At 64.5% G+C, this 20,221-nt stretch carries 16 protein-coding genes; 6 read left to right on the plus strand and 10 right to left on the minus strand.

Annotation, left to right across the window (positions count from 1 at the left end; all coding sequences use genetic code 11):
* Nucleotides 1-23 precede the first annotated feature (23 nt).
* From metF to rhlE2, 3 genes are all read left to right on the plus strand, one after another.
* The gene (metF, locus tag HU738_RS06745) at nucleotides 24-869 is read left to right on the plus strand and encodes a methylenetetrahydrofolate reductase [NAD(P)H] (protein ID WP_186601713.1); all 846 of its coding nucleotides are present in this window, start codon (nucleotides 24-26) and stop codon (nucleotides 867-869) included.
* A 94-nt stretch (nucleotides 870-963) separates the two neighbouring features.
* Entirely contained in the window at nucleotides 964-2,040 is a 1,077-nt protein-coding gene (locus HU738_RS06750) for a hypothetical protein (RefSeq protein WP_186601715.1), read from the plus strand.
* A gap of 380 nt (nucleotides 2,041-2,420) precedes the next feature.
* Nucleotides 2,421-4,319 (plus strand): RNA helicase RhlE2, encoded by a 1,899-nt coding sequence (gene rhlE2, locus HU738_RS06755; protein ID WP_186601716.1) that lies wholly within the window; start codon nucleotides 2,421-2,423, stop codon nucleotides 4,317-4,319.
* A 66-nt stretch (nucleotides 4,320-4,385) separates the two neighbouring features.
* Here the strand turns inward: rhlE2 and HU738_RS06760 are convergent, their stop codons facing one another.
* The 3 genes from HU738_RS06760 to HU738_RS06770 all read right to left on the minus strand — a co-directional run bounded on the left by HU738_RS06760 (nucleotide 4,386) and on the right by HU738_RS06770 (nucleotide 7,592).
* Nucleotides 4,386-4,985 (minus strand): YceI family protein, encoded by a 600-nt coding sequence (locus tag HU738_RS06760; protein WP_054884321.1) that lies wholly within the window; start codon nucleotides 4,983-4,985, stop codon nucleotides 4,386-4,388.
* Nucleotides 4,986-5,019: 34 nt separating this feature from the next.
* Nucleotides 5,020-5,571 carry a cytochrome b gene (locus HU738_RS06765; protein ID WP_176508190.1) on the minus strand — a complete coding sequence of 184 codons (552 nt, stop codon included), beginning with the start codon at nucleotides 5,569-5,571 and terminating at the stop codon, nucleotides 5,020-5,022.
* A 230-nt stretch (nucleotides 5,572-5,801) separates the two neighbouring features.
* Entirely contained in the window at nucleotides 5,802-7,592 is a 1,791-nt protein-coding gene (locus tag HU738_RS06770) for a flavin monoamine oxidase family protein (RefSeq protein ID WP_186601717.1), read from the minus strand.
* Nucleotides 7,593-7,805: 213 nt separating this feature from the next.
* On the opposite strand from HU738_RS06770, the gene HU738_RS06775 reads away from it, so the two are divergent.
* The 3 genes from HU738_RS06775 to HU738_RS06785 all read left to right on the plus strand — a co-directional run bounded on the left by HU738_RS06775 (nucleotide 7,806) and on the right by HU738_RS06785 (nucleotide 10,679).
* The gene (locus HU738_RS06775; RefSeq protein WP_186601718.1) at nucleotides 7,806-8,297 is read left to right on the plus strand and encodes a hypothetical protein; all 492 of its coding nucleotides are present in this window, start codon (nucleotides 7,806-7,808) and stop codon (nucleotides 8,295-8,297) included.
* 78 nt (nucleotides 8,298-8,375) lie between these two features.
* Nucleotides 8,376-9,782, plus strand: coding sequence for an adenosylmethionine--8-amino-7-oxononanoate transaminase (locus tag HU738_RS06780; protein ID WP_186601719.1), 1,407 nt, complete (start codon nucleotides 8,376-8,378; stop codon nucleotides 9,780-9,782).
* A 174-nt stretch (nucleotides 9,783-9,956) separates the two neighbouring features.
* Nucleotides 9,957-10,679: a 16S rRNA (uracil(1498)-N(3))-methyltransferase gene (locus tag HU738_RS06785; protein ID WP_186601720.1), complete on the plus strand. Its 723-nt coding sequence runs from the start codon at nucleotides 9,957-9,959 to the stop codon at nucleotides 10,677-10,679.
* A gap of 8 nt (nucleotides 10,680-10,687) precedes the next feature.
* On the opposite strand, the gene trhA is transcribed toward HU738_RS06785, so the two are convergent.
* The 7 genes from trhA to HU738_RS06820 are packed head-to-tail and all read right to left on the minus strand — an operon-like array spanning nucleotide 10,688 to nucleotide 20,165.
* The gene (gene trhA, locus HU738_RS06790; RefSeq protein ID WP_186601721.1) at nucleotides 10,688-11,305 is read right to left on the minus strand and encodes a PAQR family membrane homeostasis protein TrhA; all 618 of its coding nucleotides are present in this window, start codon (nucleotides 11,303-11,305) and stop codon (nucleotides 10,688-10,690) included.
* A 59-nt stretch (nucleotides 11,306-11,364) separates the two neighbouring features.
* Nucleotides 11,365-11,838 carry a chemotaxis protein CheW gene (locus HU738_RS06795; RefSeq protein WP_176508185.1) on the minus strand — a complete coding sequence of 158 codons (474 nt, stop codon included), beginning with the start codon at nucleotides 11,836-11,838 and terminating at the stop codon, nucleotides 11,365-11,367.
* On the minus strand, nucleotides 11,831-16,720 hold the full coding sequence (locus tag HU738_RS06800; RefSeq protein WP_186601722.1) for a hybrid sensor histidine kinase/response regulator: 4,890 nt from the start codon (nucleotides 16,718-16,720) through the stop codon (nucleotides 11,831-11,833). The genes HU738_RS06795 and HU738_RS06800 overlap by 8 nt, the downstream gene beginning before the upstream one ends.
* A gap of 9 nt (nucleotides 16,721-16,729) precedes the next feature.
* Complete coding sequence (locus tag HU738_RS06805; RefSeq protein WP_189660540.1) at nucleotides 16,730-18,754, minus strand: methyl-accepting chemotaxis protein; 2,025 nt, start codon at nucleotides 18,752-18,754, stop codon at nucleotides 16,730-16,732.
* A gap of 47 nt (nucleotides 18,755-18,801) precedes the next feature.
* Complete coding sequence (locus tag HU738_RS06810; protein ID WP_176508183.1) at nucleotides 18,802-19,356, minus strand: chemotaxis protein CheW; 555 nt, start codon at nucleotides 19,354-19,356, stop codon at nucleotides 18,802-18,804.
* Nucleotides 19,353-19,718: a twitching motility response regulator PilH gene (pilH, locus tag HU738_RS06815; RefSeq protein ID WP_176508182.1), complete on the minus strand. Its 366-nt coding sequence runs from the start codon at nucleotides 19,716-19,718 to the stop codon at nucleotides 19,353-19,355. Before pilH ends, HU738_RS06810 begins: the two co-directional genes overlap by 4 nt.
* Before the next feature lie 45 nt (nucleotides 19,719-19,763).
* Entirely contained in the window at nucleotides 19,764-20,165 is a 402-nt protein-coding gene (locus HU738_RS06820; protein WP_176508181.1) for a response regulator, read from the minus strand.
* Nucleotides 20,166-20,221 lie beyond the last annotated feature (56 nt).

The following is a 20,221-nucleotide window of genomic DNA, read 5'->3' on the forward strand; positions in this document are numbered from 1 at the left end:
GCTTGCTGCTCGAGGAACGCCAGATGTCCCAAGATCGCCGTTACAGTTTCGAGTTCTTCCCAACCAAGACCGACGCCGGTCACGAAAAGCTGATGGGCGTGGCCCGCCAGCTGGCCGCGTACAATCCGGACTTCTTCTCTTGCACCTACGGTGCCGGTGGCTCGACCCGCGACCGCACACTGAACACCGTGCTGCAGCTGGAAAGCGAAGTGAAGGTCCCTGCCGCACCGCACCTGTCCTGCGTGGGTGACACCAAGGACGAGCTGCGCGCCCTGCTGGCCGAATACAAGGCCGCCGGCATCAAGCGCATCGTCGCCCTGCGTGGCGACCTGCCGTCGGGCATGGGCATGGCCAGTGGCGAGCTGCGTTATGCCAGCGACCTGGTCGAGTTCATCCGCGAGGAAACCGGCGACCACTTCCACCTGGAAGTCGCCGCCTATCCGGAAATGCACCCACAGGCGCGCAACTTCGAGGCCGACCTGGGCAACTTCGTGCACAAGGTCAAGGCCGGTGCCGATAGCGCCATCACCCAGTACTTCTTCAACGCCGACAGCTATTTCTATTTCGTCGAGCGGGCGCAGAAGATGGGCGTGGACATCCCGGTGGTGCCCGGCATCATGCCGATCACCAACTACAGCAAACTGGCGCGCTTCTCCGATGCGTGCGGCGCCGAGATCCCGCGCTGGATTCGCAAGCAGCTGGAAGCCTACGGCGACGATACGGCGAGCATCCAGGCCTTTGGCGAAGAAGTCATCACCCGCATGTGCGAACAACTGCTGCAAGGCGGCGCACCGGGCCTGCACTTCTATACCCTCAACCAGGCCGAGGCGAGCCTGGCGATCTGGAACAATCTGAAACTGCCACGCTGAAACTTTTTGGCATCATCAGATTCTCAAACAATTAAGGCTTTAGTCGTAGACTAGGGCCTTATTCACTTTGTGGCTCTGATAGGTGTCGTCTGCAATGCAACATTTCCTGCCATCTCGCCCTCAGCTCGTCTACTTGGCGTTCGGCCCGGCCACCTATCATCAGGAAGCCTGTTTCAGCATCGTCAGCGCCCTCGCGCAGCTGGGCGGCGATGCCAACCTGGCCATCGACATCCAGGTCTATACCGACACTGCCGAGCCTTACGGCAAGCTGCCGGTCACCGTTCATCTGCTTGACGAGGCTACCCGCAAGGCCTGGAACCAGCCACACGGCTATCATTTTCGCAGCAAGCATGTGCTGTTGCGCCAAGTATTGCAGCAGCATCCTCAGGCCGTGCTGATCGACACCGATACCTTCTTCCGCAAGTCGCCGCTGCAGCTGTTCCAGCGGGTCAAGCCCGGCACGCTGCTGTGCAACGCCATTGGCGCGCGCTACGGTGCGAACCAGCAGTGCCTGCTGTACCAGAACCTGCTTGGCATTCTGGAATCACGCGGCCTGGCCGACTGCCAGATGCCGTTGGTCAACTCCGGCGTGATCGGGCTGTGCGCCGAGGACAGCGACGTGCTGGACCGCTCGATTGCCATGATGGACGAGTTCTACCCATTGGCCCGCACCGCCTATACCCTGGAAGAGTTCTGCCTGGCGGTAGCCGCTTACCGCAAGATGGAACTGGCCGAATGCATCGACGTCATCCATCACTACTGGAGCCGCAAGGCCCAGTTCCGCGCCAAGATCCAGGCCTGGCTGGGTAAACACGGCCATAACCCACTGGGGCCGGCGGCGCTTGCCGATGTGGCACTGGTCAACGACCAACTGCCCCGCCCTCCAACCTTGCAGCGCCTGGGTTACAAGGCCTTGAGCCTGACCATGCCCAGCCGCGAGCGCCAGTTCGTGCGCGAACTGCTGTATGGCTGCTACCCCTACCCCAACGAGTTCGATCGCGCTTGTGCAACGGCCTGGTGGGACAAGGCGCTGGAGAACCTCAACGAACGCCATGGGCGCATCGAGCCCGAGCAATTGCGCCAGTGCCTGCGCCACCCGAGCCTGCGCCTGTCACTGGGCGGCCGGCGCAAGGATATCGAGGCGCACCTGCTGCGCTCTTCCGATCGCTGAGGCCTGAAACGGGGGCCATGATCTGCACTGGCATTACCCTTGGTGAGCACGTAATCCCGCGCCAGGCACCCTTGTCGCCCATTTGCGGTGCACCCTGCTGCTTACGACGCTGGCAGTCTTGTCGGCACCGTTGAGCAGCAGGAAAGCAGCACGCGGCGTCAGCTCTGTTATACTCGGGCCTTCCCGCCCGGCTCACGCCCGGACGCTCGGCCTCGCAACAGGCATCCCGATCGGCATCGACGCCCCTTGGCGTCCACCCTCCGCTTCCCGGATGCGCAGTGAAAGCCCAGCTGGACCGGACGCGATCGCATCCCTTGGATGCCCGTCGCGCCAGGCAGAACATCCCAACGGGCCCAGCCCACACGAGAACAGGATTGCCCATGTCCTTTGCTTCCCTCGGTCTCTCCGAGGCTCTTGTCCGCGCTATCGAGGCAGCGGGCTACACCCAGCCGACCCCGGTGCAACAGCGGGCCATTCCCGCCGTGTTGCAAGGCCGCGACCTGATGGTTGCCGCACAGACTGGTACTGGTAAAACCGGCGGCTTCGCCTTGCCGATCCTTGAGCGCCTGTTCCCGGCCGGCCACCCCGACAAATCCCAGCGTCATGGCCCGCGCCAGCCGCGCGTCCTGGTCCTGACCCCAACCCGCGAGCTCGCCGCCCAGGTACACGACAGCTTCAAGGTGTATGCCCGCGACCTGCCACTGGTCAGCGCCTGCATCTTCGGCGGCGTCGGCATGAACCCGCAGATCCAGGCCATCGCCAAGGGTGTCGACGTGCTCGTCGCCTGCCCGGGGCGCCTGCTCGACCTGGCCGGCCAAGGCAAGGTCGACCTGGCCCACGTGGAAATCCTGGTCCTCGACGAAGCCGACCGCATGCTCGACATGGGCTTCATCCATGACGTGAAGAAGGTGCTTGCCCGCCTGCCGGCCAAGCGCCAGAACCTGCTGTTCTCGGCGACCTTCTCCAAGGACATCACCGACCTCGCCGACAAGCTCCTGCACAACCCGGAGCGTATCGAGGTCACCCCGCCAAACACCACCGTCGAGCGTATCGAGCAGCGCGTCTACCGGCTGCCCGCCAGTCACAAACGCGCCCTGCTGGCGCATTTGATCACGCTGGGCGCCTGGGAGCAGGTTCTGGTATTCACCCGCACCAAGCACGGCGCCAACCGCCTGGCCGAGTACCTGGAAAAGCACGGCCTGACCGCTGCCGCTATCCATGGCAACAAGAGCCAGAACGCCCGGACCAAGGCCCTGGCCGACTTCAAGGCCAACAGCGTACGCGTGCTGGTGGCCACCGACATCGCCGCCCGAGGCCTGGACATCGACCAGCTGCCCCACGTGGTCAACTTCGAGCTGCCGAACGTCGAGGAAGACTACGTGCACCGCATCGGCCGTACCGGCCGTGCCGGGCGCTCGGGCGAGGCCATCTCGATGGTTGCGCCGGATGAAGAAAAACTGCTCAAGAGCATCGAGCGGGTCACCAAGCAGAAGATCCCGGATGGCGACCTGATGGGCTTCGACGCCAGCCAGGTAGAAGCTGAAAAGCCTGAAGTGCGCGAACGCCAGCAGAACAGCGGCCGCGGCGGCCGCAACCAGCAGGCCCGCGGCGAAGGCGGCAAAGACGCCAACGGCGGCCGCAAGGACAAGGGCAAGGACAAAGGCAAGGCCAGGCAGCAGGCTGCGGACAAGCCGGCCGACAAGGAAAAGTCAGGCGACAAGCAACAGCAGCAACGCAAGCCGCGTGACAAGAAGCCGCGCCAGCAACAGCAGACCAGCACCAGCCCTATCCCGAAACCTGCTGCCGACCGTGATCCAGAGGAGTTCCTGGACGACGATATCGACAACTTCGGCAACCGCGCCGACTACGTCAGCCCTTACCAGAACGCCAAAGGCCAAGGCCGCAACCGCCGGCCGGGTGGTGCAGGTCAAGGCCAGGGCCAAAGCCAGGGCGCAAGCCAGCGCAGCAACAACGGTGGTGGCCAAGGCCGCAATACTGGCGGCCAGCAGCGCAGCGGCAGCGGCGACAAGCGCCCACGCAACAGCAACGGTGGTGGTGGTGCACGTCGTGACAACAATGGCGGTGGCCGCAACCGTCCGGCCGGGCGCAACGATGCATCGCGCCAGGAGCCGGCAGTACGCAGCCCCCGCGAACAGCACCAGCCCGTGATCATCCGCAAGGAATCCAAGCTCGACCGTTACCCGACGCCAGAGCAGCTGGATGACCTGCCGAGCCGCCCGCGTGGTGAGCGACCTGCGCTGCTCACCCGCAAAGGCTGAGTTCATGCATCAGGCATAAAAAAACGCCGCCCAATGGGCGGCGTTTTTATTGCCTGTCCAGCAATATCACTTCTGCTGAACACCTTCGAACACGAAGTACAGCTCAACTTTCTCGGACAGCGGGCCGAGGTCCATGGACTTCGGCGCGAAATCCTTGCGGTTGATATCGAGCTTGCCCTCGAAGCCGGCACGGTAGCCGCCCCATGGGTCCTTGCCTTCACCAATGAAGGTGGCCTTGATCACCACCGGCTTGGTCACGCCGGTCAGGGTCAGATCACCGGCGACATCGGCAGTCAGTTGGCCTTCGGCGTTCTTGCCGGTCGGGGTCACCTTGGTCGACTTGAAGGTGGCGGTGGGGTACTTGGCTACGTCAAGGAAGTCCTTGCTCTTGATGTGCTTGTCCCGTTCGGCGTGGTTGGTATCCACGCTCACAGTCTTGAGGGTGACGTCGATCTTGCTGGCTTCAGGCTTGGCCGGGTCCCAGCTGAAGTTACCATCCCAGTCCTTGAAGGTACCGGTGATGAAGCTGTAGCCCAGGTGGCTGATCTTGAAATCAACGAACGCGTGCTGGCCTTCCTTGTCGATCTTGTACTCGGCAGCCATGGCCTGGCCGGCGGAGAACAGAGCAGTACCGAGCGCCAGAGCGGCAAAAGTCTTTTTCAACATCCTTACTTCCTTCCTATGCAATTGAGGTTGAGAGTCAAGCTTTGCGGCCCAGCATGCGGGTCAGGGTCGCGTCACGGTCGATGTAATGGTGTTTCAGGGCCGCCAGGGCATGCAGCACGGCGAAGATCACCAAGCCCCATGCCAACCACAGGTGAATCACGCCGGCGACGTCCGCTTGGTCGGGCAGGTTGCTGATCAGCGCTGGTACGTCAAACAGGCCGAACACCGGAATGCCGACGCCGTCGGCAGTGGAAATCAGGTAACCGGCGATCATTACCGCAAACAGCCCCAGGTACAGCGCCAGGTGCCCCAGCTTGGCCGCCACGCGGGTGAATGCCCCGTGGTTGGCCGGTGCCGGCGGTGGCGGGCTGATGAAACGCCAGACCACACGCAACAGCATCACCGCCAGCAATACCAGGCCGATGCTCTTGTGCAGGTCAGGGCCGGCCTTGCGCCAAGGGTCGTAGTAGCCGAGATCGACCATCCACAGGCCCAGGCCGAACAGGCCAAAGACTGCCAGTGCAACGCCCCAGTGCAGGACGATGCTGACCACGCCATAGCGAGAAGGTGAATTGCGCAGTTGCATGATGACGTCGTTCCCCGTGAAAGCTGTGCACAGACTAGCGCGTAACGTATCGAATAAAAGCTTAAAAAACTGCTTTGGATTATCGAGAAATACGATGAATAGTGTGTAAGTTACCTATTAAGGAAACATTAACAATAGTTGGAGAGTTTGAGCTTGCCAGCACCGGCCCCTTCGCGGGCATGCCCGCTCCCTGTAAGAGCGGGTTTACCCGCGAGGGGCCGATACAGGATTCAGTTGGCCTTGGCCTGAGTATTGTCCACCGGCTTCTTCACCGGCTCGGATTTGACCGTGGCTTTTTTCGGCTCGACCGCCTTTTTCGCCTGTTTGGCCGCAGGCTTGTGTGCCGGTGCATGCTTGGCCGGTACCGGCTTGGCTGGCGCAGCCTTCGTCGCGGCGGGCTTGGCTGGCTCTTCCTTGGCGATTTCAGCAGGGGCAGGCGCTACGGGGGCTGCTGCAGGCGCCGGTGCTGGCGCGCCTGCCTCAACTTTGGGCTCAACCTTGGCAACCGGCGCAGCCTTGGCCTCAGGCTTGTCGGAACCACCGAACAGGCGCGAGAAGAAACCGCCGCCAGTGTCCTTCTTCGCCACAGCGGCACCGGCTGTCGCCGCTGCCGCGACGGTCGCAGCCTTGGCCGGGTCGAACGACTTGCCGGCGAGCAAGTCCTGTACCTGGCTGGCAGCGCGCTGGCCGCTGCGCAGGGCGCCTTCGAGGGTGCCTGGGTAGAGCGCATCGGTGTGCTCACCGGCAAAGGTGATGCGCTGCACCGGGCGCTCCCACAGGCGCCAGTACTTGCTGATCTGCCCTGGGCCGTATGCCAGGTAGGCGCCACCGGTGCCGGCATCGATGCTGTAACGCTTGACCTCATAACCGGTGAACGCACCGCGAGCCTGTGGATAGAACGCATGCAGGCGGATCAGCACCTGGTCGACCATCTGTTTGTCGCCGAAGGCCTGCAGCAGCCGCGCATTGTCGCCCGACAGGTTGATCACCACGTTGGCACCGCCCTTGAGCGCCGGCTCGATCCACAGCATGCCGAGACCGGCGTTACTGAAGATCTCGCCCGACATGCGCGCGCGGCTTTCCCATACAGGTTGCTTGAACTTGAGCATCAGCTGGTCACGCCAGCCGTAGTTGGTGCCCTTGAGCGCCGCCATGTGCTGGCTGTCCAGGCCTGGGGTGATCTGAATCTTGGCCAGCGCCCGCAGAGGGACCGCCATCACCAGGTAATCGGCCTTGTAGTCGGTGCTGCCGACCTTGACGCTGACGCCGTCCTTGTCCTGCACGATCGCCGTGACCGGCGAGCTGGTCTTGATGGTCTTCAGTTGCTTGACGAATGCCTGGGCCAGCACCGGGCTGCCACCAGGCAGGCGCGCGGCACGCAGATCGCGATCACTGACGCCACGGTAGACGCGGTTCTGCTGAGCGAAGTAAAGCAGCGACAGGCGCGATGGCTCGTCGTAGCGGGTACGGATCTGCTGGTTGATCAACTGGCGTGCGGTGGCCGGCAATTGCAGCTTGTCGAGCCAGGTGGCGACGTTGATCTGGTCAAGGGCGAACAGGGTGCTGTTCGCCTGCGGGTTGAGCGGGTCATCGATCGAACGGGCCAGGTCGTCGAGGGTCTTTTCGTAGCGCTTGAGCGCCTCGGCGGTAGCCGGCTGCTTGGTGGCCAGGTCGGCGGCGCTGAAGTACTCGCCGTCGATCAGGTAGCCGGGGGTACGTACGAACTCCGGAGCGGGCAGTGTTTCAAGCTTGAAACGGTCAAGGTACTGGTTCAGCACCGGCTGGGCCTTGGCGTTACCGATCCATTCGCTGGTGGCCAGGCCCGAACGGCCACCCATGCCTGACTTGGCCTCCAGCAGGGTGACCTGCCAACCCTTGTTCTGCAGTTCATAGGCCGCAGTCAGGCCAGCCAGGCCGCCACCCACGACGATTGCCGAAGGTGTCTTGTCCTTTGCCAGCGCGGCGCCGCTGGACACACCGATCAATACCAACGCGCACAGGCGCACCCAAGCAGCAGCCATGTCGGCGAACTCCGAGTTGAAATAGCAGGGATGGGAAGAGGCGGGAATGCCCCGAGAGTCGATGCGCTAAGAATACGTCAGGTATCCGGACCCTGCCAGCACGGCGACATCAAGTGCCTCTGGCAACTGGCAATTTTGTCAGTAGCCAGGCATCTGGCCATTAGGCGAAGCTGGCGAAGGTGGCTGAAAAAAACCGACAAAAGGAGCTGCGCCATGACCTATGAGGAGCATTTCGCACAGGTAGAAAGGCAATTTTTGTGGCACAACCAGACGGTACACACTCCCTCCGGCCTGAAAATCCGCTCCAACGGTACGTCATGGACCGGCCTGCATGAAGCCTTCAAAGGCGATGAAGGCACCGAGCTGGTGATTGGCGAGCACAGTGACGTGGAAATCAACTTCAACCAGGAAGTCGAATGCCTGCGGCTGGAGTATTACGTCGTCAGCGACCAGCACTTCGACGGTGTGCAGATGCTGCTGGATACCGATGGCTACGACATGGACCTGATCGCCCCGATCCCGCGCAATTTCTATTGGCTCACCCTCGCCGGCAGCGGTTATACCGATTCCAGGCCGGGACCGATTGCCACGCAGCCCTATCACCAGGTCATCGAGGGGCCCTTCCGTCGCCTGACCATATCCACTTCACAGGCTGGCACCGTCCATATTCGCAAGCTGGAATGGACCCGCACCTGCCGTCATTGACCACAAGCGGTTGTCCTGCCCCCTGGCTTTGCTTAGGCTTACGCGGTCAAAGCAGGCAGCAAGCCAGGAGAAGTGCCCATGGGCCTTAACGATCAGTGGATGCAACGCGACCTCAAGGTCCTATGGCACCCCTGCACCCAGATGAAAGACCACGAGCAGCTGCCACTGATCCCGATCCGGCGTGGTGAAGGCGTATGGCTCGAGGACTTCGACGGCAAACGCTACCTGGATGCCGTGAGCAGCTGGTGGGTCAACGTGTTCGGCCATGCCAACCCGCGCATCAACCAGCGCATCAAGGATCAGGTGGACGAGCTGGAACACGTCATCCTCGCCGGCTTCAGCCACCAGCCGGTGATCGAGCTGTCCGAACGCCTGGTCGCCATGACCCCCGCCGGGCTCGACCGGGTGTTCTACGCCGACAACGGCTCGTCGTGCATCGAAGTGGCGTTGAAGATGAGCTTCCATTACTGGCAGAACATCGGCAAACCGGCGAAAAAGCGCTTCGTGACCCTGACCAACAGCTACCACGGCGAGACCATTGCCGCGATGTCGGTCGGCGACGTGCCCCTGTTCACCGAAACCTACAAGGCACTGCTGCTCGACACCCTCAAGGTGCCAAGCCCGGACTGCTACCTGCGCCCCGAGGGCATGGGCTGGGAAGAACACTCGCGCACCATGTTCGCCGCCATGGAACAGACCCTGGCCGAACACCACGAAACCCTCTCGGCAGTGATCATCGAACCGCTGATCCAGGGTGCCGGCGGCATGCGCATGTATCACCCGATATACCTCAAGCTGCTGCGCGAAGCCTGCGACCGCTATGACGTGCACCTTATCCACGACGAGATCGCCGTCGGCTTCGGCCGCACCGGCACGATGTTCGCCTGCGAACAGGCCGGCATCCGCCCGGACTTCCTGTGCCTGTCCAAGGCCCTGACCGGTGGCTACCTGCCGCTGGCCGCCTGCCTGACCACCGACAAGGTGTACCAGGCCTTCTACGACGATTACCCGACCCTGCGCGCGTTCCTCCACTCGCACAGCTACACCGGCAACCCGCTGGCCTGCGCCGCCGCCCTGGCGACGCTGGACATCTTCGAGCAGGACAATGTGATCGAGGCCAACAAGCCCCTGGCCGCGCGCATGGCCAGCGCCACCGCGCACCTGGCCGAGCATGCCCATGTCGCCGAGGTTCGCCAGACCGGCATGGCCCTGGCCATCGAGATGGTCCAGGACAAGGCCACCAAGGCTGCCTACCCATGGCAGGAGCGTCGTGGCCTGAAGGTGTTCGAGCACGCCCTGACCCGCGGCGCGCTGCTGCGCCCGTTGGGCAGCGTGGTGTACTTCCTGCCGCCGTATGTGATTACTCCGGAGCAGATCGACTTCCTCGCCGAAGTGGCCAGCGAAGGCATCGACATCGCCACCCGCGATAGCGTCAGCGTCGCCGTACCAGCCAACTTCCACCCCGACTTCCGCGACCCCGGCTAGTAGCAGCCCTTGCACTATCCCTTGTGGGAGCGGCCTTGTGTCGCGAAAGGGCCGCAACGCGGCCCCGGCAATTTCCGCTGCGAAGCTGAAAATCTGGGGCTGCTTCGCAGCCCTTTCGCGACACAAGGCCGCTCCCACAAGGGGTGATGTCCCTCAAACATTCCGAGCCGAACCATGAGACTGTCCCGCTTCTTCATCGATGCCCCCCTGAGCCTTGGCGAACACGACCTGCCCGAAGCCCAGGCCCACTACATTGGCCGCGTCCTGCGCATGGCCCCTGGCGATGCCGTGCAGCTGTTCGATGGCAGCGGCCAGGAATACCTCGGCCAGTTGCTCGAAGTCGGCAAGAAGACGGTACGCGTCAGCCTCGACCAGGCCATCACCGGCCAGTCCGACTCGCCGCTGCAGGTTCACCTCGGCCAGGGCCTGTCCCGAGGCGAGCGCATGGACTGGGCGATCCAGAAGGCCACCGAGCTGGGTGCCAACGTCATTACCCCGATCGTCAGCGAGCGCTGCGAAGTGCGCCTGAAGGACGAGCGCGCCGACAAGCGCCTGGCCCACTGGCGCCAGGTGGCGATCAGTGCCTGCGAACAATGCGGCCGTTCGACGCTGCCGGTCATCCATCCGCCCGTGACCCTGGCCGAATGGCTCAAGGGCACCGAGGCCGAGCTCAAGCTGGTCCTGCACCCGGTCGCCGAGCCGCTGACCAGCCATGACAAGCCGGCAACGCTGGCCTTCCTGATCGGCCCGGAAGGTGGCCTGAGTGATACGGAAGTCGAACAGGCCAAGGCTGCTGGCTTCCATGCCGCACGCCTCGGGCCGCGGGTACTGCGGACCGAGACCGCACCGGTGGTGGCGCTGTCGGTCGCGCAGCAGCTGTGGGGTGACTTTTCGTAAACAAAAAGCTAACGCACGTACAGCGACACCGCCACGAAGTGCATGAGGCTGCCGACAATCACGAACAGGTGCCAGATGCCATGCGCATGGCGCAAGCGACTGTCGAGGGCGAAGAAAATGATGCCGACGGTATAGAACACGCCGCCGGCAGCCAGCCAGGTGAAGCCGGCAGTGCCGAGGTTGTTCAGCAGCGGCTTGACTGCCACCAGCACGATCCAGCCCATCAGCGCATAGATGATGATCGACAGGATGCGCGCTTCCGAGCGCGGCTTGATCTCTTGCAACATGCCGATCACCGCCAGCCCCCAGACCACGCCGAACAGGCTCCAGCCCCAGGGCCCGCGCAGGCTGACCAGGCAGAACGGGGTGTAGCTGCCGGCGATCAGCAGGTAGATCGACAGGTGATCGAGCTTGCGCATGATCACCTTCGCCCGCCCGCGCGTGCTGTGGTACAGGGTGGAAATGCTGTAGAGCAACAGCAACGTGCTGCCATAGATGGAGAAACTGACGATCTTCCACGGGTCGCCCTGCAGGCCAGCAGCGACGATCAGCCAGATGGCACCGATACAGGCCAGGACGGCACCGACCAGGTGGGTCCAGGCATTGAAGCGTTCACCGTAGTACATGCAAACACAGACCTCCTGAATCGGGCTGGGTTCATGACAGGGTCCGTTCCTGCCTCATCCTAGCCAAAAGCAGGCTGCAGTTCAGCGTCACGCACCAGCCTTTCCAGCCCGACCAGGTCCGGCACACGCGCCACTTGCTCGCCTACCTGCACCGCGGCCAGCTCCAGGCTGCCCAGCGGCACATCCACATAGTTGAGCTGGCTATCGAGCTTGCACGAGCGCGGAATGTCCTGCAGCAGCACTGCCAGGTAGCGCAAGCCGGTGTCCCCGAGCGCATTCAGCACCACGATCCGCGCCCGCTCGCCACAGGGCGTCTCACCGCCGCAGGCGGCCTCGAAACCGATCAACGGCAGATGCTGCTGTCGCCAGTCGATCCACCCCAGGTGCCAAGCCGGGTCACCCGGTTCGCACACCAGGTTGCGTTGGCCGATCAGTTCGACCACAGCGACGTTGGGCAATACCAGCGTACGGTCGCCCAGCGGCAGCAGCAGGCCTGTGAGGCTGCTGCGTTGCCCTGCAATCAGTTCAAGCATGGGTCTGGCTCCAGTGGGCGATGCTCTGCAGCAGTACCGACTCCTGATAGGGTTTGCCCAGGTAGTCGTTGACGCCGATGGCCATGGCCCGGTCGCGGTGCTTCTGCCCGGTGCGCGAGGTGATCATGATGATCGGCAAGTCTTTCAGACGCTCGTCGCGGCGAATGCGGGTGGCCACTTCGAAACCATCCATGCGCGGCATCTCGATGTCCAGCAACAGTACGTCGGGGCGGTGCTCTTCCAGCAGGGCCATGGCATCGACACCATCCTTGGCCGTCATCACGCTCATGCCATGGCGCTCCAGCAGGCGACTGGTGACCTTGCGCACGGTGACCGAGTCGTCCACCACCATCACCAGCGTGGCCCGCCGGGGTGCCGGGCCGAACAAGGTGCGCTGCACCCCGCTACCCCCCGGCAGACGCGCCAGCCGCCGCTGCTGGCCACGCAGCTGGCCCAGCAGGTCGAGGATCAGTACCACGCGGCCATCACCGAGCAAGGTCGCCCCCGACAAACCCGCCACGGCGGCGAACTGCGGGCCAAGGCTCTTGACCACGATCTCACGGCTCGGCGACAGGCTGTCTACCTGAATGGCGAACGACTGCTCCTGGGAATGCAGCAGCAACACCGGCAGCGGCACGCTCTGCCCCAGCAGCACCGGGCGCGGCAGCCCCTGCAGCAGCTCGCCGAGGTAACGCAACTCGTACTCGTGGCCGCCATACACATAACGCGGGGCGTCCAGCTGATAACAGGCGGCCAGTTCGGCCGGTGGTACACGCACGATGCCTTCGATGGTGTTGAGCGGTATGGCGTACTGCTCCTCGCCCAGGTGCACCATCAAGGCCCGGTTGATCGACACGGTGAACGGCAAGCGGATCAGGAACCGTGCGCCCTTGCCCTGGGCCGACTCGATGGTCATCGAGCCGCCCAGTTGCTTGACCTCTTCGTGGACCACGTCCATGCCCAGGCCGCGCCCGGAAATCTGGGTGATCTTCTCCGCCGTGGAAAAGCCCGGGCGCAGGATGAACTGCAGGATCTCGTGATCGCTCAGGTGCGCCTGCGGGTCCAGCAGGCCACGCTTGATTGCCTTGCGCCGGACCGCCTCCAGCGGCACGCCGGCGCCGTCGTCGGTCATCTCGATGACGATGTCAGCGCCTTCATGCAGCAAGTTCAGGTGAATGGTGCCCTGCTCTGGCTTGCCCGCGGCCAGGCGTATCTCGCGCGACTCAAGGCCGTGATCGACTGCATTGCGCAGCATGTGCTCCAGTGGCGCGACCATCCGTTCCAGCACACTGCGGTCCAGTTCACCCTCGGCATTGCCGACCACCAGCTCGACCTGCTTGCCCAGCTCGCTGGCCACCTGGCGCACGACCCGCTGCAAGCGCGGCACCAGGCGTTCGAACGGGACCATCAGGGTCGCGGTCAGGCCTTCCTGCAACTGGCTGTTCACCCGGGCCTGTTGTTGCAGCAGGCTGTAGGCCTCCTGGGCACGCTGGGCAAGGGTTTCCTTGAGGTCGAGCAGGTCGGAGGCCGACTCGAACAGGGCCCGCGACAGCTGCTGCAGTTGCGAATGGCGGTCCATCTCCAGCGGGTCGAAATCTTCGTAGGCGTCTCCCTCGAACGCCTGGCGGCTGCTGATCCGCCCCTGGGTCTCGATGTCCAGGCGCAGCAGCTGGTCGCGCATGCGCTCCAGGGTGGTTTCCATCTCGTTGAGGGCGAACTGGGCATCGTTGACTTGCTGTTCGATACGGCCGCGAATGACCGAATGCTCGCCGGCCAGGTTGCCCAGGTCGTCGAGCAGCTCGGCGTCGACCTTGACCATGTCGCCCGGCGCCCGCTCCGGTGTCGCCACCGGCGTTTCGGCGGGTGCGGTGTCCGCCGGGGCCTGGCTGGCCGCGCTGTCGGTCAGTGCGGCACTGCTGAAGTTACGGATGTAGTCGATCAGCGCGGTAGCGGTGTGCAGCGGCTGGCCCAGGCGCACGGCGTCGAGCATATGCGCCAGGCGGTCATGGCAGTTCTGCAACAGTGCGAACAGCGCCGAGCTCGGCGGCAGGCGCCCGGCGGCGAGCAGCTCGTAAAGGAATTCCAGCTCATGGGCCAGGTCGCCGATGGCGCTGATCTCGACCATGCGCGCGCCCCCTTTGAGGGTGTGCAGGTCACGCAGCAGGTTCTCCACTTCGACGCTGTTGCGCGGGTCGGCCTGCCAGCGCGCCAGGGCGGCGGCGGCGCTTTCGACGATGTCCGAGCTTTCTTCGAGGAAGACCTCGAGCAGCTCCTTGTCGCCTGGGCTGTCAGCATCCTCTTCGTGCTCCAGCGCGCCAGCAAGCGGCGTCACTGCATCAGCGCTTACCAAGCCGGTGGCATCGGCCGCCAGCGCCCCCTCCAACACGTCGCGCAGGGCGTCGATACAGTCAGGCCGTGGGCTGAGCGCCTGCCCGGCGGCCACTTCGTCGAGCATGTCCAGCAGGGCTTCATGGGCTTGCCGGGCAACGGCGAAAAAGCGCGGGCTGGCGCCCAGGCTACCCTCCTCCACCGCGCCGTAGAGATCGAGCAGAGCCTCGCAGATGGCATCCATCTGCCACAGGTCGGCAAGGTGCGCGGCGTGGCCAAGGCTGGTCAGCTCATCGAGCAAGGTCTCCAGCGGTTCGCGCTGCCCGGGCTGCTGTTGCCAACGCGACAGCAGCGACTCGGCGTCCAGCAGCATGTCCATGGCCTGGGCCAGGAAACTGGCGATCAGCTGTGGGTCGCGCTTGCCACTGCGTGTGTGTTGAGGCTCGGCATGCAGGCTGGCCAGGCGCAGGTCCACTGCCTCGCCGACCTGCTCGATCAGCTGCGCCGCCCCCGGGATGGTCGCCAAAGGTGTACTGCCGAGCTGCGCCAGGCCCTGCAGGAACAGGCCATGGGCGGTGTGCAGCCACTGCATCTCCGCTGCCTGCAACGGCAACTGGTGCCCCCGGTACTCACGTACCAGGCGGTCGAAGGCAGTGGCCAGCTCGGCGATCGGCATGACCCCGGCCATGGCAGCGCTGCCCTTGAGCGTGTGCAAGGCGCGCTGCAGGCTGTCGCTGACTTCGCTGCCCTGGCCGTCGGCGCCCTGCAGAAAGCCTTCCAGGCTGGCCAGGTGGCCTTGCGCCTCGTTGCGGAAGATATCCAGTAGTTGCGGGTCGAGGCCATCGATGTCGGCGCTGGCCGGGGTATCGTTCTCGGCCAGGGCGTGCAGGTGGCTCGCCAACTGTTCGATTTCGCTCAATTGCGGCAACTGGCCAGCCGCAAAGTCGGCCAGCAGGTCTGGCAGATGGACGAACACCTGCTGCAGCGCCACTGCGCCTTCCGGGGTCAGGGCGATGCGCCCCTCCAGCACCCGGTTGAGCAGGTGTTCACCGCCCCAGGCCAGCTCCGCTACCGCCTCGGCATGCACCATGCGTCCGCTGCCCTTGAGCGTATGCAGGTCACGGCGCACCTCGATCAACGCGTCGCGCAGGCTGTTGTCGGCGCGCCAGCGCAACCAGTGTCGCTCGATCTCCGGTAGCAGTTCGCCAGCCTCTTCGAGGAACACTTCGCGCAATTCGTCGTCGATGCCATCGCTGCCATCCTGCGCCTCGGGCGGGCCCGCATGGGTGCACTGCACGCCCAGCGCCGTCAGGCTGGCGCGGGCCATGTCGAGAAACGGCTGAGCGTCGGCCAGCGGGTCGGCGACCCGCCATTGCAGGTAGCACTCGGCGGCGCTGAGGGCCTCGGCCAGGTGGGTCAGCTCGTCCGCAGGCGGTTCCTCCTCCAGGTGCTGCAGCCAGCCCTGCACATAGCCCGCACAGCCGGCAAACACTTCGGCGGCGGCCGGCAGCATGAGCATCGCCAACGCGCCACGCACTTGCTGCAACAGCCCCGGCAGAGGCTGCAGGCGCTGACGGGGCCAGCCAGATTCCAGGCAATCGCCGATCAGGTCCTTGGCCTGCTGCAACACCGACAGTGACTCGTTCAGCACCAGCTGGCGAATCTCGGCCAGGTCCGAGCCGGGCAGGCCGCCCTGCCCGCCCTCCTCCAGCGGCAGGACCATGCCGTTGAGCGTGGCCTCCACATACAGCAGCGCACCGGCCACATCCATCAATACTGCGTCGTCCACCACGCGCTCACCCTGGGCCAGGGCCTGCAGCGCCAGCACCTGGTCGATGATGACCCGGCGTGGCTGCTGGAAGCCCAGCACCGCCAGGGTGTCGGCCACATGGCGCAACGGTGCGAGCAGTGCGTCCAGGTCCTCGCTGTGCTGGCGGTCGCCGCGCACGAACTGGTCCAGGCGCTCCTTGATCCGCATCAGGTCGTCGCACAGGGCGCTGATCACCGAGCGCAGGGCGTCACGCCCCGGCCCGGCCTGCATCTGCTCCCGCCAGTTGCCCAAGGACAAGTCGAGGTTGGCCAGGTCATCGGAGCCGGCGAAGCGCTGCGCGGCACCGCTGATCAGGCTGGCCTGGGCCAACGGCTCGACGCCGCGGCAGGCACGCAGCTGATTGAGCAGCGGCAGCATCACCAGCGGCAGGTCATGGCGCGCTCCGCGCAACCGCTCCAGGTAAGACGGCAACTGCTCCAGGCCGCGGAACAGTGGCCCCAGGCAGTCGCCGCGGGGGCTTAACTGCCCCTCGGCCAAAGCCTTGGCCAGCAATTCCAGCTCTTCGGCCAGGCGGGCGGCACCGCGCAGCTCGAGCATGCGCAGGCAGCCGTGCACCTGATGCAGGTTATCCACAACGAAGGCCAGCATCGACAGGTCGTCGGTCTCGCCGGCAAAGCGTTCCAGGGCCTGACGGGCCTGGCTCAGGCAATCGAGGATGGCGGCCCGGGTCCAGGCCAGGGCCACGGTATCGTGGCGTTCAGGGCTTACGACGGCAGAAGCCATGGGTGGTCCTCAGCTTCGCTCGGCGGGCGCCGGCAGGGTGAAACCGGAGACCGAGCGGCGCATTTCGCTGGCCATCCGCGCCAAGTGGCGGATGCTGTCGGCGGTGGCGCTGGAGCCGGCGGACGTCTGCGCGGTGATCTGCTGGATCACCGCCATGGTGTGGGAAATCTGCCCTGCGGAAGAGGTCTGCAGCTGTGCTGCATCAGAGATGCTGTGGATAAGCTCGGCGAGGTTCTGCGATACGCCCTCGATTTCGGCCAGTGCCACGCCGGCATCCTGGGCCAGCCGCGCACCGCGCACCACCTCGGCGGTGGTCTGTTCCATGGAGATGACGGCCTCGTTGGTGTCCGCCTGGATGGTCCGCACCAGCGCTTCGATCTGCCGGGTTGCCGAGGACGAGCGCTCGGCCAGGCGCTGCACCTCGTCGGCGACCACGGCAAAGCCGCGACCGGCCTCGCCTGCCAGCGAGGCCTGAATCGCGGCATTGAGGGCAAGGATGTTGGTCTGGTCGGCGATGTCGTCGATCAGGCTGACGATGTCGCCGATTTCCTGGGAGGATTCGCCCAGGCGCTTGATCCGTTTGGCGGTGTCCTGGATCTGCTCGCGGATGTTGTCCATGCCATTGATGGTGTTATGCACCACCTCGTTGCCCTTGTTGGCGATCGCCACCGAGCGCTCGGCGACCTTGGCCGATTCATAGGCGTGGGCGGAAACCCGGTCGATCGACTCGACCATATCGCCGACAGCCTCTGACGCCTCGCTGATCTGCTCGGCCTGGTGCTCCGAGGCCTTGGCCAGTTGGCGCGCGGTATTCTGCGTGTCCTGCACGGCAGCCGCGACTTGCTCGGCGCTGTGGTTGATGGTGGCCACCAAATCGCGCAGCTGGTCGACCGAGTAGTTGATCGAGTCGGCGATGGCGCCGGTGAAGTCTTCGGTCACCGACACGGTGACGGTCAGGTCGCCATCGGCCAGCTCTTCGATTTCATCGAGCAGGCGCATGATCGCCTGCTGGTTGCGTTCGTTCTTTTCCGCGGTTTCCTGCAACTGGCGGTGGGTGGTGCGGACCATCACCAAGCCGATCAGGATGATCGACGCCAGCGCCAGCAGGCCCAGTGCATAACCGCCGACGGTATCCAGGGTGCGGCCGCTGGCCAGGTTCTCGAAGCCGTTGGCCAGGTGCGAGGCCTCATCGAGCAAGGTTTGCGACAGGCTGAAGATGTTGCCCGCCGCTTCGCGCACGCGGAACAGCTCGGGCGAGGTTTCGAGGATTTCATCGACAGACCCTGCCACGAACTGGAACAGCTCGGCGATTTCCGCCAGGCGCGCGCGGGCATCGGCGTCCTCGACGCGGGTCACCTGGATCGCCGGGTTGCCGCCGAGCATGCCCTCGAGCACCTGGCCGAAGCGGCTGGCATCGCGGCCGAAGGTATCGGCGGCCTGCGCCGCGGTGTCGTCGCCAGCCAACACGGTATTGACCGACCCAAGGATACGCTCTGCCAGCAGCAGCTGGCGCTGGGCTACCACTACCTGATTGGCCGGGGCACCACTTTGCAGCAGGATCTCGACCACCTTTTCATACTCGACCTGCAATTGCGGTACGGTTTCGGCGAGGGTCGCCGCCACCTGATGCAACGACAGCACGGTCTGTTCGCTGGCCAGAATGGTGTCGGTGTTCTTGCGCAGGTTTTCCCAGTCCTGGCGCACCGCTTCCATTTCATCGCGCACTGCAGGCGGCGCCGCTGGCAGGCCGGTGGACTTGTCACCTTCGCGCAGGTAGCTCCAGCGCCGCTCGAAGTCGTTGCGCGCATCCGACAGCAGCTTGAATGCCAGGGCCTTGCCCGCCGCAGCCTCGGTGGCGTTCTTGGCGATACGCTGGGACAACACCCGCAGTTCGCCGGCGTGGCCGATGTATTGCTTGTCGTGATTGGCCTGGGTGTTGAGGTAGGCGAAGTTGGCGAACAACAGAATGATCGACAGAATCAGGATCACGAACAGCACGGTGATCTGCACGATGCTGCGCGTGCGAGGGGTCATGCTGGCGGGGGCGACGGGTGTGGCCGGCTTGTTCACGTTCGAAAGTCCTATAGCGCCACGTCAAGAAAGCCCGGCGCCTGGGCCAGGGCGAAGGGGCTGAAGATCGCCCAGTTGCGTTCACGCGCAAAGTGCCCCTGCACGAAGCGGGCAGCAGCCCGCAGCAATGGCTGCGGGGGCGACAGGTCCAGGCTGCTCAGGGCGAAATGCTGCAGCCCCAGCACCTCATCGACCAGCAAGCCGACGAACAGGTCGTCATGGTCCAGCACCAGCACCCGTCGCTGCTTGCCTGGCGCAGCGGGGCCCAGGCCGAAGAAACTGCTCAGGTCCATGACCGGCAACAACCGGCCGCGCAGGTTGGCCACCCCGCACACCCACGGCTGCACGCCTGGTACGCGGCTGCTGCGTGGCTCGCGCAGCACCTCGGCGACCTCGCCCATGGGGGCGACGAACCACTGCCCGGCGACGCGAAAACCGATGCCGCTCCATTGCTGCAGGCGCGTGTCCTGCGGCGGCTGGTCGGCCACCAGCAGGCGGCAGCGCCGGTCGATGTCCAGCAACAGCTCGAAGGCGGTCAGCGACGCGCCCTGTGGGCGGGTGGTCAAGCGCCCAGTACTTCTTTGAGCTTGGCGATCAGCGCGTCCTCTTCCACCGGCTTGGTCAGGAAGTCGCGGGCGCCCTGGCGCGTGGCCCAGATACGGTCGGTTTCCTGGTCCTTGGTGGTCACCACCACCACGGGGATGGCGCGGGTTTCAGGGTCCTTGCTCAACTGGCGGGTGGCCTGGAAACCGTTCATGCCGGGCATGACGATGTCCATCAGCACCGCATCGGGCTTTTCCTGACGGGCCAGGGCCACGCCGTCGGCACCGTTGCTGGCCTTGAGCACCTGGTGACCATGCTTTTCCAGCCATCCGGTCAATTTGTACATCTCTGTCGGCGAGTCGTCGACAATCAGAACTCGGGCCATGCTGTTCCCCATCAGGACATTGAAAGCCGCACCAGCGCGGCGTGATCAGGGTGCGGGTTGTTCGGGCGCGGCGAAACCGGGCACATGGGCCCTGATTGCGTCGAGCAGTTCTTCCTTGCTGAATGGTTTGGTCAGGAACTGGTCGGAACCGACCACCCGGCCGCGGGCCTTGTCGAACAGGCCATCGCGAGACGACAGAAGAATCACCGGGATGTCCCTGAAGGCACTGTTGTGCTTGATCACCGCACAGGTCTGATAACCGTCCAGACGGGGCATCAGCACATCGACGAAGATGATCTGTGGCTGGTGGTCAATGATCTTGGCCAGGGCATCGAAGCCGTCACTGGCGGTGACCACCTCGCAGCCCGCTTCGCCGAGCAACATCTGCGCGGTGCGGCGGATCGTGCGGGAGTCGTCGATCACCATCACCTTCAGGGGCTGTTCCATAAATTGCGCTACCATCGCTGCACAGTGTGGGCTGCGAGCCACTGATGGCTTGCAGC

Origin of the sequence: Pseudomonas vlassakiae (genome assembly GCF_014269035.2) — a bacterium.
Lineage (GTDB): Bacteria > Pseudomonadota > Gammaproteobacteria > Pseudomonadales > Pseudomonadaceae > Aquipseudomonas > Aquipseudomonas vlassakiae.